Source organism: Olivibacter jilunii, from assembly GCF_900607235.1.
Taxonomy (GTDB): Bacteria; Bacteroidota; Bacteroidia; order Sphingobacteriales; family Sphingobacteriaceae; genus Olivibacter; species Olivibacter oleidegradans.
Map to the genome: position 1 here is coordinate 41,718 of NZ_LR027850.1, position 13,760 is coordinate 55,477.

Sequence of the window (13,760 nt, forward strand, 5' to 3'; positions counted from 1 at the left end):
TAAACATATGCAAATGAAGACTTTTATAAAAATAAGCTTAGCTTTTATAACACTCATTTCCCTGAATGGGTGTAAAGATTTTCTTGAAGAAGACTTGAAGACAGAGCTGGCACCTACTAACACCTTTACCGGTACGTATGGCTTTGAGGTGGGCAGTGCGGGACTATATGCATTGACCCGTTCGGAGTATAATACCTATGGAGAAGGGGGCGCTTATATCCACAATGGTGCTTGTCCGTATGAAGCCTTGCAGGCGGCAACGGATATTGTGGATGTCATCAACAGCGACGCTTCGTTGATGCCTTTTGCTAACCTGACCTTGACGCCCTCCCAGCAGTTTGTAACAACCTATTGGAATTGGGCTTATCACCTGATCTCTTCGGCAAATGAAATACTGGTATATGCGGATCAAAACACAAACTGGGATGCGCCGACGGATAAAGCACGTTTTCAGGCTGAGGCCCGATTCTTTCGCGCTTACGCTTACCGTACGCTGGTGTACCTCTATGGAGATGTACCGTATGTAGAAACTATTTTATATGATTTTCAGCTGAATTTTACCCGGACACCCAAAGCTGAAGTGCTGGAGCATATTGTGGCTGACCTGCAATTTGCAGCGGAACATCTTCCGGAAAATCCGGATCAGGTTAAAGATGGTAAATTGACGAAATGGGCGGCTTATCACTTATTGAGTGAAATGTACCTATTACAGGGCGAATACCAACTGGCTGAACAAGCTGCCTTAGCCGTTATTAATAGCGGACGCTATGAGTTGATGAAAAATCGTTTCGGAGCCAAACAAAATACGGCCGGGGATGTATTTAGCGACCTGTTTATCGAAAATAATCAAAATAGGCAATCAAGTGGCAACCGGGAAAGCATCTGGGTATTGCAGTTTGAATTTAACACGGTAGGTGGGGGCACCAACTCGGATGATTGGACACGCAGGGCGTGGAATCCCAAGTATCAGGATGTGTTAGGTTTTGTGCTGGCCGACACCTTAGGTGGACGTGGCCTGGCGCAAATCGTTCCGATGAAATGGTGGGTAGGCACTCAAGGAACCAATGCTACAGGTAATGTTGCCGGTATTTTTGATGCAACAGACATACGCAACTCGAACTATAATATTAAACGCAATTGGTATTATAACAACGTAAATGAGGCCTCCTTGTACGGTAAAAAAGCGACTATCACGGAACAAACCTGGTTCACAACCAAGTCCTTATTCCCTGCGGTAACGAAGTTTTTCTATGGCCGGGCTGAGAACCTAAGCCTCACCGGCAGTTATAAAGACCGCATGAAATTTCGTTTAGCGGAAACCTACTTGTTGCTTGCAGAAGCTTACCTAGGGCAAAATAACCCGGCCAAAGCAGCCGAGGCGGTCAATGTAATACGGGCACGTGCGGGGGCGTCTTTAATCGACGCCGGTGCGATGACGATGGACTTTCTGTTGGATGAGCGTATCCGGGAATTAGTAGGAGAGGAAAGTAGACGATTTACCTTGGTGCGTACCAAGAAGCTGGTTGACCGCGTAAGGATGTACAACAATGCCATCAAAGGTAAAATACAGGATTATCATGCGCTGTGGCCGATACCACAGGTGATTATCGATGCGAACCGTGATGCTGAATTCCCACAGAATCCCGGATATGGCCAATAGACGCGGATAGCGAATGATACACACTTATGACGATTCGTAAATATGCTATTTCCATAAATCAATTTAATATAAATCTTTAAGTAAAAATTATGACAAAATTAGATGGTAAGACGGTCATCAAATCTGCGTTGATGCTGATTCTCGGTTTTCAGTCATTTGGCTGCTCGAAAGAAATTACTAATTATGCAACAAGCGATCATGGAGACAATACGCTTGTACAACCTAGCTATAACGACAGTTCGGTGTTGCGCAATCCCTTAAATGGTTGGGTGATGTACGCGGCGCGTACCGCCGATGAATCGTATTGGGATACGGAATTTTATGTACCGGACTTAGGTAAAAAAGTAAAGGCCATCGACTACGCCTCGGCCTGTTATGTCCGTACCAGCTGGGCATCCCTGAACCCGAGCGACGGAGTTTATGCCTGGAATGATTCTACTTCCAGAATTGCAAAATTAATCAAAGGAGCGGAAAAGCGGGGTGTGCCCATCGCTTTCCGTATTGTAGTAGATGGACGTGATCAGGGCGCCAATACACCACAGTTTGTCTTCGACGCCGGTGCGAAATATTATTTAGAGAACGCACGATTTCCTGATCGGAAAACCCCCATACCTCAGGATCCTGTTTTCCAACGATATTATGCCAAGTTTATCGAAGCTTTAGCCACCGAATTTAACGATCCGGATCGTACGGCATTTATTGATGCTTATGGTTTAGGCAAATGGGGAGAGGCGCATAATGTGATCTATGAAGATCCTGCGACTTCTACGGGTGAAAATACAGAAAGACTTAAAGAGGAGGTTTTTAATTGGGTGACCGACTTGTACGCGCGAACCTTTACCAAGGTTCCCTTGGTGATTAATTACCACCGATTGGTTGGGCATCCGGCGAGTTGGGGAGCCCCCAATGCGAATAGCGACAAATTATTAGCGAGTGCGATTAACAAAGGATACAGCTTGCGGCACGATGCTTTCGGTATGACTGATTATTATCAAAGCTGGGAAAAGCAGTTTGCTAAAACATGGAATTATAAACGACCAATTATTATGGAGGGCGGTTGGATTACCACGGGCACACACCGCTATTGGATTGACCCAAGTGGTAAATACCGCGAGGGGCATCCCGAAGATGTAAGACAGGGAGAGTTTGACGCATCGGCCGAAGCACATGTCAACATGATGGATTTTCGTGTTGGTGGGGAAACCGCTTCCTGGTTTGAGAAAGCCTTCACATTGGTCCGGCGTTTTGTGTCTGAAGGTGGTTACCGATTATATCCCGATGAGCTATACCTACCTGAAAATGTCAATCGTGGAGCGGAGGTAACTATTAGCCATCGTTGGAAAAATATGGGCTGGGGTTATTTTCCCAATAATATCCCGCAATGGAACTACAAGTATAAGGTTGCTTTTGCACTTTTGGACGGGAATAACCAGGTGAAAAAGGTGTTTGTAGATACCAACAGCGAACCTTCCAATTGGTTAATCGGAAATCCGGTGTCTTATGATTTCAAACCAACGGTAGATTTGCCCGCCGGCACTTATGCCTGGGCTGTAGCGATAGTGGATACGTCCAAAGGGAATAAACCGGCCATAGAGCTTCCGGTTGACGATGAGGTGACAACGGAGGGATGGTTAAAGTTACTGGATGTACGGGTGAATTAGCCAATTAACCAATTAGCCAATTGGTTAATTGGCTAATTGGTTAACGGCTACCGTTAATCCGTTAAGTTGTTAAATCGTTGAGACGTTGAGTTGTTAAGTAGTTGAAACGTTAAGTAGGTTTTTTTCTATGAGCGTTTCTTCTCAAAACCCACAACCGGCAACTCATAACCAATAACCAACAACTAACAACCGGTAACTAATAACCAACAACTAACAACCGGTAACTAAAAACCAACAACTAATTTCCGGTAGCCACAATAGCCCATCCATTGGCAACTGCCCGCGGCGTTCCGTCCGATGGGCGGTTTCTGATCTCGTATGATGTACTTGATGGATTGTTTATGAGAAAGGTGGACGAACCGCCACCATCGAGGTTGATCGACTCCTTGACGCCTAAGGCATGCATGAGCTTGCCTAGATCGGTGAAATTGATGCCGTAAGAATAGTCGTATTTCCTTCCGTCTACCACCATAAAGTATAACTTATTGTCTGCCGTAAATCCTACAGCGGTACGAGGTTCTACGGAAGCGTCGGTGTGGCTTACCGGTTCACCGTCTTTTACTACGCGTTGATGACCACCAAGTGCATGGAAGATCTCGGCTTTTTGTGCTTTATAATCGCTGTCATCCCCCAGCATTAATTGACCTGATTTGCTGACACCGAAAAAGGTCCAGCCCGCCGGGATGGTGCTACGAATGGCTTGCCCCGATAAGTATACAATGCCACGCGGCTCGCCTGTTGTGGCGTTGAAGAAGTCGGCATTGGAAGCAAAAAGCACCTTGGATGTCGAATCTACATGTTTTACCATTTCTGGAACGGATTGACGGCCATAGGCGGTTGCGCCGTTGGGTGTTAAGGGATGTAATTGAATAGTGGACTGATTCATGTCGGCCTCTACTATAAATATCCGCATGGTATGGCCGTTTATATCTTGGTAGTGAATGTCCGTCTCCTGCACGCCCGGGTATAATTCTAAGGTCGTATCGCTATATACGCGATGAATCAGCGTGCTGTTTTCTTGCAGGCGAAGGGTCAGTTCGCTTCGTGTGTGATCCAACACCCGGATGGTGCCCTTTTCGTCTTTTTCGCAACTTGCGAGGGAGCTAAGGGCGAGAATAAACCATAGTGCCTGTTGCTTTATGTTCAATTTCATGTTTGATGCTGTTAATGGGTTAGTAACCTTCGTTCTGTGTGAGATTCGGATTCACCTCACGCTCGTAATCGGGTATCGGAAATTTGGTTCGATAATCTTCAATACCCAACACCTCCACGGCTTTACCCGTGCGGACCAAATCGAACCAACGAAAACCTTCTGCGAGTAGCTCCCGTCGCCGCTCGAGGGCTACGGCTGCTTGGTATTCGGCCTCGTTGGAAGGATTGATGGCCGAGAGGTTTCTTGCGGCTCTCAATGCGTTTAACTGCGGCAGTCCTGCCAAACCTTTCCCCTCGGCTGCAATTAAATACATTTCGCCTAGGCGGATAACCGGAATGGGGTCGGTTCCTGTTTGGCCGCTGGGGTATTTATTGATTACATTCAGTGAACTCACCGTTGCGATGCTCATGTCTTTGCGGTTGTCGCCCTCCTCAAATAGGTTCATCACTTCATCGGTTGGTTTATAAACGTATGAGCCGCTTACGTCATGCGCATAAGTATAAAATAAAGTGCTTAGGGTAATGCTCGATTCTTCGGTTAGATTTTTAAAGGAGAATATTTCTTCGGTGTTTTCCGTATGCCTGAATATTTTGTCGAACCGATCCAATGAAAAGCTCCCGGAGGCAATCAACTCTTCTGCCACTTGGGCCGCTTCTGCCAGTTTGTTTTGTCCGAGCAGGACGCGAGCTAGCAAAGCCTTTGCTGCTTGCTGCGATACGTAGTAATAGTCACCTTCGAAAGCCGGTGCTTTTTCCAGGGCTATCGCTAAGTCGGCCTCGATCTGGCTCCACACAGCGCTCGAAGGATCGCGCGATACGCGTTCAGTGGTGTTTTCCAAGATCAAGGGCACGTCGCCCCATCGGCTTACCAAATTATAATAGATATAAGCACGGAAGAAGTGGGCGGTACCTTCAATCCGCGTGCGTTTGTCAGATTGCGGCAAACCGGCCATGATATGGAGGACGTTGTTGACCTGGTACAGCGATTGGTATAGGCCACTCCAGTTGTTGTTGACCAAATTATAGTCGGTACGCAGGATGTTACGGATAAAAGCGAGCTCGCTTCCGCCCGAAGCATTAATCAGGTTGCCGCCTACTAAATCGAACATAATGTAGGATTCTCTTCCTTGATTGTTTTGCACGGCATTATACATACCGTTTAACAAGGCATCCATGTCGCGCTCGTTTACCGTTTCAGGTGCTACTGAAGTTTGCGGATAGAAGTCGAGTTTTGTACAGGAAGAGAAGGATACCAGCATCAAGACTGCCAGGATGTTGGTAATTGCTGTTGTTTTATACATGCTTAATTTTTTCTTCATTAAAATCCAATATTAACACCAACATTGAAGCTGCGCAGTTGCGGTAAGATCAAGTTATCCTGTCCGATAAACTGCGGATCGAAGTCATTGGTTACTTCCGGATCGAAGCCGCGGTATTTGGTCCACAGGTGCAGGTTATCACCCTGTACATATACCCGTAGTCGTTTCATGCCGATTTTATTTGCAACCTGTGTTGGCAAGGTGTAACCAAAATTTAATGCCCGTAAGCGGATGTATGAACCATCCTCTAAGAAGCGGGAAGAATTTTGGGTATTCCAACTATTGCCGTAAATGGCACGCGGGGTTGTATTGCTGGTTCCAGGTCCGGTCCAACGCTCATTAGCTACTCGCTCGGTCATGTTCATGAAACCGCTACCCAAGCGGTCGGTGTTGACCCGATAACTTGCATACACCTTGTTACCGTAAGAATAGGTGAAAAAGATGTTGAAGTCGAAGTTCTTAAAGCGGAAACTGTTGTTCCATCCACCGTAGAAATCCGGGTTGGCAGTGCCCACAATTTGTCGGTCAGACACATTGATGGCTCCGTTACCATCCAAATCTTCATACATCACATCGCCCGCACGTACCCCATTTTTATAGAGTGATTCCGGCACTTCCTGGTCCGACTGGTAAATTCCGAGCTGTTTATACATATAGAAGCTACCTACTTCCTGCCCGACCTGCAGGGTCATGTTAGCGCCGATTAACAGCGCTTCGTCACCAATCAGGGAGGTCAGCTTGTTTTTGATAAAGGAGATGTTGAAGTCGGATGACCATTGGACGGGTCCTAGCGGGACCTGTGCGTTCAGCAAAAACTCCCAACCCTTGTTTTCCATTGAGCCGATATTGCTGATGATCGAAGTAAACCCGGAAGTGGAAGGCTCGGGTTTGCTGTATAATAAGTTATCTGTTTTCTTGATAAAATAATCGGCCGTCAGATTCAGTTTGCCACCGAGCAAACCAAGGTCAAAGCCAGCTCCATATTGTCGGGCCGTTTCCCATGTCAGATCGCGGTTACCATTAGTGCTGACACCGATACCGCTTTGATTATTGTAATTGCGTCCTCCGCTCATTTGGGCATGGTAAGCGTAGCTGCTGATACCATCTTGATTACCCGTTTCACCATAACTGCCGCGAATTTTGGCTGTTGTACCGGCAAGCGACCAGAACGGTTCGCTGGAGATATTCCAGCCGGCGGATACCGATGGGAAGTAGCCCCAACGCTTATCCGGATGGAACTTGGACGAACCGTCCGCACGTAAGGATAGGCTCAGTAAGTATTTATCATCCCAAGATAGATTGGAACGACCGAATATCGACATCAAAGCACTTTCCGTCAAGCTAGTCCCTGCCGAAAGAATGGAGGCAGCTACCGAAAGCTGTTGGAAGGAAGGAGAAGGAAAACCGCTACCTTCTATGTTGGAGCTGGACAGGTTGAGGCGCTGATAGGAGTAACCCAATAATCCTTCCACACTAAGTTTATCGAAGGTTTTATTGTAATTCAAGGTGTTCTCCCATAAGATATTGGGTGTAAAGCGACGATTGTCGTATTTTACGCCGATGCCCGTTCCATAAGGATGGTCTTCGGCATAGTAAATATTGTCGAGGGTATAAGTTAGATCGGTACCCAGCATGGTCTTGAATTTCAGTCCATCCGTAATGGTGGCCGTACCGAAGAAAGATCCCAAAAATCGGTAATTATCCAGCGATACGTTTTGCTCATTGATAATCTGGAAAGGATTGTGATAGATCAATTCGTCGGTACCGCCTAAATAATATTCGCCATTTGGCTTAAAAGGACGATCGAAGGGACGTTGGAGCAAAGAACGCCCCATCATGGTGGTTCCTAGGTTCGATCCCGGCACGCGTTTATTCTTGGAATAACTATAGCTGGTGTTTGCCCCGAATTCGAGCCAGTTATAAAGCTTATGCGTTAAATTGAGTTTACCGGTATAACGCGTAAACTTTTGGTCGATAAAGGCTCCTTCCTGACTGAGGTAATTGCCGGATAAGTATACGCTGGTTTTATCGGTACCACCGGTAAAGGATAAGGACAAACTGGTGGTATGGGCCGGACGTGTAATCAGATCAAACCAATCGGTGCCCGGTTCGCCCGGAAAGGGGTTTTCCTTGCGCTCCATGTAATTTTTAGCACCGGGGGTGTAATCGTACTGTGTATTAAAATTGTCGATCGCCTCATTGATGACCGACAGGTATAGATCCGGATCGGCCATTTTCATTTTATCCGTATTGGGCACTACCGATACACCGGTAAAAGCGTCAACGCCAAACTTGGTTTGATTGGCCTTGCCTGATTTGGTGGTAATGAGGATGACGCCGTTGGTGGCGCGACTTCCGTAGATGGCTGCCGAGGCTGCATCCTTCAGCACTTCCACCGATTCGATGTCGCTCGGATTCAACAGCGCGAGCGGATTCATGTTTTCACCAAAATTCAGTAAAGCAGCATTTTGGTTCACGACGGGTATTCCGTCGATTACATAGAGCGGCTCGTTCGTTGCACTCAAAGAGCCGATACCACGGATGGATACCCGATTTACCGTACCCGGGCTACCGGAACCGGCGCTCACCTGGACGCCGGGCATGCGCCCTTGTATCAGTTGGTCCGGACTTAATGCAGGTCTCGCATTTTCTTCGGTCGGTTTGAAAGATGATACTGCCGCTGTGAGGTCGCGCTTTTTCTGCTGACCATAACCAATAACAACCACTTCCTCTAAATCCGACAAATCGATTTTCAAGACTACCTGCAGCTGGTTTTGGCCTGTCATCTTAAGCTCCTGCTTTTGATAGCCGATCAAACTAAAAACCAGCACATCGCCTGTGCTTACCGGTAACTGAAAACGTCCTTGTGTATCACTTGTTACGCCGCGTGTGCTTCCTTTTACGATAATGCTGACCCCCGTCAGTGGATTGCCTGTCGTATCCCTTACCTGTCCGCTAACTGGCTGCGGTTGGAGGCTTGGCTTCCTGGGTTCGACTTGCCTTTCATCTCGTTTAAAGAGAATATTGCGATCGACAATTTTATAAGAGATGGGTAAGTTCTTTAAGCAGGCTTCCAATACTTCTTCTATGGGTCTTTGCTGCAGGTTTAAACTCACCTTCTCGGTAGTGAAACTCGGATCATCGTAAAGGAATACATATTCCGTTTGATTTTCGACCAATTTGAATACTTGGTCTAAGGGCATGTTCGTTACTTTCAACGACACATTTTGTGCATAAGTCGATGCACTCACTTGGATAAATACCGAAAGTAGTAAACCGACAATTAGTTGAAATCTCATGATGAATTTCAGTTGATTAAATGTTCGTGGAGGCGGCCACCGTAATGACGTAGCCGTTGCATGAAATACTAATTTCATTAACTTTGTAAGGTTTGAGTTTAATTTAATTTGTTTAAGTTCTTCGAATCATTGGCTCAAGCATGTGCGTCTTCTGACTGCCATCAGAAGACGCTTTTTTATGAAGCCTTTCTAGGTAATCTTTACGGTTTCATCGTGTTCATTTTTTTGTTTAACATCGGTTTCTTTGTTTTATTGAATGATAATTTGTTTGACACCGTTAACAGTCTCGATCCGGCAATTGAGCTTATAGAAGGATAGAATCTCCAAAACCTTGGACGCATGTGTATTGCGGTATACCTCGCCTGATAAGGTAATTTCCGGCTTTTTGCCTTTAAAGACGACTTCTACATCATACCAACGGGATAGCTGCCGCATCACCATGCCGATATCTGCCCGGTTAAAGCTGAATTTGCCGTTCTTCCAAGCTACCGCATCCGAAACATCTGCTTGTTTTACGGATAAGTGGCTTTGGCGGTCGAGCGCTGCCTGTTGCCCGGGCCGGAGCATGACAGTCTTGTGCTCGGCGGTTTCGGCTACGCGAACAGAACCTTCTATTAATGTGGTTTTCACCACCGGTTCATCCAGGTAGCTGTTGATATTAAATTGCGTACCTAAGACTTCGACGATTTGCCCTTTGGATTCGACGCGAAAGGGACGTGTCGCATCTTTCGCCACCTCAAAATAGGCTTCGCCTTCTAACTTTACCAGTCGCTCTCCCAAGTTGCCGTTAATGGCGTAGGTTATGCTGGAAGCCGCATTTAGCCACACCTTGGTACCATCAGGCAGCACTAAATGATATTGCCCGCCCCGTGGGGTACGCATGGTATTGAACCGGGGTATGGTTGCGTCGCTTGTATTGGCTCCGCCGAGTTGATAAACCAATTCCCCATCCACATTTTTGAAGATGGCATGTGTACCCTCTTGCGCAATTTCCCCATTCGGACTGCCGTCTAATATGATTTCTTTGCCATTGGCTAGCTTAAGGATGGCCCGGTTTCTGCCCGGTGCGATATCGGGTTGACTTGCTATGGTAGCGGTTTTGCTACTACTTTTAAATCGGTCAGATGGCTTAAATTGATAATACATACCCACTGTTAGTAGCAGCACAGCGGCAACGGCTGCGGCATAGCGATACCAAGGGGCTATTCGCCGAATCGGGGATCTCCTCAAGCGATTTCTTATGTCGATTATATCTTCTTCTACCTGCTCTTTAGCAGGTTCTTCTGCTTGGATATCCAATTGCCCATACCATTGTTCCACCCGCATACGCTCCTCCGGCGTGCATTCGCCGGCGAGGTAGCGTTTCAACAGTTTCTTAATGTCTTCGTGTTCCTCCATGTGTACTGCGGGGTTGCTTTTAGGGGATAGTACCTTAAGTCTTCCCTTGGGCGTAAGAGAAAATTAATTTTATTCTTTCAAGTAAATAATGTTGGCTACGGGGCGTTGCCCCTCATGGTCGAACTGCTTGTTATCACTGGGATGATTGACGACACCATTTGCCGTTGCTCCTTTCACGTAGAGCGTGCTGCTTCCTCCGCCATCTACGTTCATCGCATGTTTTGCGCCTAACCAGCGTAGCGTTTGGGTTAATTCGCTCAAATTCATGCCCGCGGCTTGGTTGTTTCGACCGTCTACTACCAGAAAGATTAGTTTGTTCTTGCGGGTAATGGCTACCGCGCTACGGGGATGACGGTTGGTGTTAAAGGGATTGTTGGCAAGTGCCGCATCCTGTCCGCGGTGGATTAATAGAGGTCCGGATAGGAGGATATTCGGTTTACTGCTCTGTTCATAGTTTACGGCTGAATCTGGTTGTATTTCAATGGCTTTTTTATCGATCAATAGGATCGCATTGGCACGGTCCGTTTTCTTTTTGGTGGTATTTACCACGTGGTTATCCACCTTTACATAATCCCAGGAACCGCCATTTTTCATATCAAAAAAACCACCATTGATAGCCACCAAAGCGCCCGCTTCCGTGGCAAATTCGGAGGTTTTTTTCAGCTCTTTTGGATCAGCTGCGAGGTGGATGTTCTTTCGGTGTTTTTTCAGGTCGATCTCCACGAGGTTGATTTCCTGCTGGCTTCCAAAGAGTTTTTCAAAATGGCCCTGTTTCCAGGTGACGCCTTTTTTGATGGGAATAATTTTCCATTCTTTATTAAGTACGGCAACGGAATCTGCGGATTGTCCGAAGACGAGAAGTTGGCTAAGGAGCAGGAAGCTGAGTAGGATAGGTGCTGTTTTTTTGTTCATATCGCGTTTTTATAGAGATAGTACTGCAACAGCGCCTTAGGGCGTAAAAGAAAATAAAAAATTTAAGAGCCTGTTTAAATTTGTATTATAAAATTTGTTATAGGCTATTTTTGAGTGAACCAAGGCAAATTTAGCAGGGATAGCAGGAAGCCTATCTCGATAAATTTAACGCAGGTGCAGCCAAAAAGGGCATAAGAAAATGATTAGATAAATTCTAAACGGGCTCTAAGGAAGGAGGAAATAGGCGAGGGAGAGCAGGGTTCCAAATTTGGGTCGGAGTACCTTTAGCGCATTGTTCACATGTTTTTTTACGGTGGTTTCTGAAAGGCCGAGTTCCTGGGCAATTTCCTTGTGGGAGAGATGGGATTGACGGCTCATACGAAAGACTTCCTGCATTTTTTCGGGTAAGCGTACGATTTCGTTTTCGATCAATTGGCCGAGTTCTTTCTCCCGTACCAGGTAGTCTGCCGTGGTATTGTCGTGTGTATTCACCGCTGCGAGGGATTCAAAATAAACCGATTCCACTTTTTTATGAGCGATTAATTTAATAACGCGGTATCGCAGGGTGGCATAGAGATAGCCGGCTAAGGGGCTCTGGGGGCTTAGTGAGCTGCGGTTTTGCCAGAGTGCCGCGAAGACCTCTTGCAGCAGATCTTTGACTTCGTCCCGATTGTTCAATTTTTTACAGGCATGTGCATAAAGTGGCCGGGAGTAGCGTTCATAGATTTCTAAATAAGCCGCGTAGTCGTCTCGCAGCATGAGCCGTATCAATTCATGTTCATCATACGATTTATAAGACAGCTTCGCCATAGCAAGACTATAGATAACGGAGCCAAAATTATCAAAAGGCTATCAAGTTTATAGTTATGGCAATATTAATAAAACTTTAAAGTTTTTTAAATTTTCTTTTCAAGATGTAGGAAAGTATTAGCTATACAGTTGGGTCGTTTTTGCCATGGCTTCGTGTAAAGTGTGTCTTATGACGATTGACAATGTGTATTTTTAATATGAAAAATCGTGCGTGCGATTGTTCTTTTGTTGCCTATTTACAGTAGGACTAAACAAGCTATATTTATAACATGATACAGAATTAAAAGTCACTCTAAATTATAAACCGTTTAAATTATGTTAGGTCGCATTAAACTTCATTTGTATAGCGGTGAATTCTCAAACCGACTCAGACGTAGACATCAAGTTTTATGGCAGGAGGCGGAGCCGCTCAAAAAATTATGGTTAACAAAGAACAATTCTATTGATGATTGGCGTGATGAGAACTTGTGGCAAAGACGACTAAGTAATAAACTCAATGCTAAAGAATTTGCACAACTACATGGAGCTAAGACATCAGCTCTTTATTGGAAAGGCCGTGATGTTGAACGCATAGACTTTGCTTCACTTCCTGCTCAATATGTGATCCGTCCTACTTTCGGGAGTGGGTGCACGGGAGTCTTTTTAATGGATAATGGATTCAATTTATTTGATAACAAGTATTATTCTGAACAGGAAATTGTTGCTATACTGAGGAAAAATGTAAAAGAGCTACCCAATCAATGCATTTTAGTTGAAGAGTTTTTAACGAACGAAGCAGGAAAACATGTCATCCCGACCGATTATAAATTTTTTTGCTTTAATGGAAAAATTGCTGGCTTGAGCGTTATCAATCGGCAAGGGCCTCACGATGGAACAAGTGCTTTTTTTAACGAACATTGGATTCCGATGGAGCCACTAACTATATCTTACCCATATCCTTATAAGTTCGGACAAAGCAAACCAAAATGCTTCGAAGAAATGGTTGAGCAAGTGAAAAAACTGAGTAAGCTCTACGGAATATTTGTACGGATAGACTTTTACGCGACTTCAAATGGCCCTGTATTCGGTGAGTTTACGCCGACACCGGGCTTAGGGAGGGGATTCACCAAATATGCCGAAAAATTGTTCACGTTATATTGGGACGAGCACTGCCCAGGTCAAATTTAATATAGGCGATTGATAAGTACCGGCTCTTTTGCACCGGGCATCGTAGATATTAAGTGTGGAGTTAGAAAGTTTATGACACTTTTTCATGAAACTCCGGTGCTCCCTTTCCCATTGATAGAGGCTCCCCATGAAAGATACCTTTTAAATGCTTCAGCGACAAGGATTCCCATTCGTATACTTGTAAGTTGTTGACTTCAAGTTCCTTTGTGATGGGATTTTCGGAAATAATATGATCGTTTTCTAATGCAATATATCTAAAAGTTCCTGTACAGTCAGTCTGCACATCGGTTTCCAGTAGGAAACCTAATGATTCTAACGTTAAACACATAAGGGGCGGTATTGATAACTAGTTAGTTACAAAAGCTATACCAAGCTTCGCTCT

At 45.5% G+C, this 13,760-nt stretch carries 10 protein-coding genes; 3 read left to right on the plus strand and 7 right to left on the minus strand.

Translation table 11 applies throughout. The annotated features are described in order from the left end of the window. Window positions 1-13: 13 nt before the first annotated feature. Together E0E36_RS11595 and E0E36_RS11600 are read left to right on the plus strand one after the other, a co-directional pair. Complete coding sequence (locus E0E36_RS11595) at window positions 14-1,660, plus strand: RagB/SusD family nutrient uptake outer membrane protein (RefSeq protein ID WP_207303753.1); 1,647 nt, start codon at window positions 14-16, stop codon at window positions 1,658-1,660. A gap of 89 nt (window positions 1,661-1,749) precedes the next feature. Further along, on the plus strand, window positions 1,750-3,321 hold the full coding sequence (locus E0E36_RS11600) for a DUF4832 domain-containing protein (protein ID WP_130856091.1): 1,572 nt from the start codon (window positions 1,750-1,752) through the stop codon (window positions 3,319-3,321). Window positions 3,322-3,559: 238 nt separating this feature from the next. Here the strand turns inward: E0E36_RS11600 and E0E36_RS11605 are convergent, their stop codons facing one another. The 6 genes from E0E36_RS11605 to E0E36_RS11630 all read right to left on the minus strand — a co-directional run bounded on the left by E0E36_RS11605 (window position 3,560) and on the right by E0E36_RS11630 (window position 12,211). After that, window positions 3,560-4,474 carry a phosphodiester glycosidase family protein gene (locus E0E36_RS11605; protein ID WP_130856092.1) on the minus strand — a complete coding sequence of 305 codons (915 nt, stop codon included), beginning with the start codon at window positions 4,472-4,474 and terminating at the stop codon, window positions 3,560-3,562. Window positions 4,475-4,493: 19 nt separating this feature from the next. Beyond that, window positions 4,494-5,792 (minus strand): RagB/SusD family nutrient uptake outer membrane protein, encoded by a 1,299-nt coding sequence (locus E0E36_RS11610; RefSeq protein WP_130856093.1) that lies wholly within the window; start codon window positions 5,790-5,792, stop codon window positions 4,494-4,496. Further along, window positions 5,792-9,091, minus strand: coding sequence for a TonB-dependent receptor (locus E0E36_RS11615; RefSeq protein WP_242627189.1), 3,300 nt, complete (start codon window positions 9,089-9,091; stop codon window positions 5,792-5,794). Before E0E36_RS11615 ends, E0E36_RS11610 begins: the two co-directional genes overlap by 1 nt. Before the next feature lie 249 nt (window positions 9,092-9,340). Next, entirely contained in the window at window positions 9,341-10,489 is a 1,149-nt protein-coding gene (locus tag E0E36_RS11620) for a FecR family protein (RefSeq protein ID WP_130856095.1), read from the minus strand. A 69-nt stretch (window positions 10,490-10,558) separates the two neighbouring features. Next, a complete protein-coding gene (locus E0E36_RS11625; RefSeq protein WP_130856096.1) occupies window positions 10,559-11,401 on the minus strand; it encodes a phosphodiester glycosidase family protein in 843 nt (280 codons plus the stop codon). 225 nt (window positions 11,402-11,626) lie between these two features. Continuing rightward, window positions 11,627-12,211, minus strand: coding sequence for an RNA polymerase sigma factor (locus tag E0E36_RS11630; RefSeq protein ID WP_013665173.1), 585 nt, complete (start codon window positions 12,209-12,211; stop codon window positions 11,627-11,629). A 315-nt stretch (window positions 12,212-12,526) separates the two neighbouring features. On the opposite strand from E0E36_RS11630, the gene E0E36_RS11635 reads away from it, so the two are divergent. Continuing rightward, on the plus strand, window positions 12,527-13,378 hold the full coding sequence (locus tag E0E36_RS11635) for an ATP-grasp fold amidoligase family protein (protein ID WP_130856097.1): 852 nt from the start codon (window positions 12,527-12,529) through the stop codon (window positions 13,376-13,378). A 70-nt stretch (window positions 13,379-13,448) separates the two neighbouring features. Here the strand turns inward: E0E36_RS11635 and E0E36_RS11640 are convergent, their stop codons facing one another. After that, complete coding sequence (locus E0E36_RS11640; RefSeq protein WP_130856098.1) at window positions 13,449-13,706, minus strand: hypothetical protein; 258 nt, start codon at window positions 13,704-13,706, stop codon at window positions 13,449-13,451. Between the last annotated feature and the right edge of the window lie 54 nt (window positions 13,707-13,760).

Excerpts from the sequence above, each read along its gene's own strand:
- E0E36_RS11620 (WP_130856095.1), bottom strand. The coding sequence starts at position 10,489 with ATGGAGGAACACGAAGACATTAAGAAACTGTTGAAACGCTACCTCGCC.
- E0E36_RS11625 (WP_130856096.1), bottom strand. The coding sequence starts at position 11,401 with ATGAACAAAAAAACAGCACCTATCCTACTCAGCTTCCTGCTCCTTAGC.
- E0E36_RS11600 (WP_130856091.1), top strand. The coding sequence starts at position 1,750 with ATGACAAAATTAGATGGTAAGACGGTCATCAAATCTGCGTTGATGCTG.
- E0E36_RS11610 (WP_130856093.1), bottom strand. The coding sequence starts at position 5,792 with ATGAAGAAAAAATTAAGCATGTATAAAACAACAGCAATTACCAACATC.
- E0E36_RS11640 (WP_130856098.1), bottom strand. The coding sequence starts at position 13,706 with ATGTGTTTAACGTTAGAATCATTAGGTTTCCTACTGGAAACCGATGTG.
- E0E36_RS11615 (WP_242627189.1), bottom strand. The coding sequence starts at position 9,091 with ATGAGATTTCAACTAATTGTCGGTTTACTACTTTCGGTATTTATCCAA.
- E0E36_RS11595 (WP_207303753.1), top strand. The coding sequence starts at position 14 with ATGAAGACTTTTATAAAAATAAGCTTAGCTTTTATAACACTCATTTCC.
- E0E36_RS11630 (WP_013665173.1), bottom strand. The coding sequence starts at position 12,211 with ATGGCGAAGCTGTCTTATAAATCGTATGATGAACATGAATTGATACGG.
- E0E36_RS11635 (WP_130856097.1), top strand. The coding sequence starts at position 12,527 with ATGTTAGGTCGCATTAAACTTCATTTGTATAGCGGTGAATTCTCAAAC.
- E0E36_RS11605 (WP_130856092.1), bottom strand. The coding sequence starts at position 4,474 with ATGAAATTGAACATAAAGCAACAGGCACTATGGTTTATTCTCGCCCTT.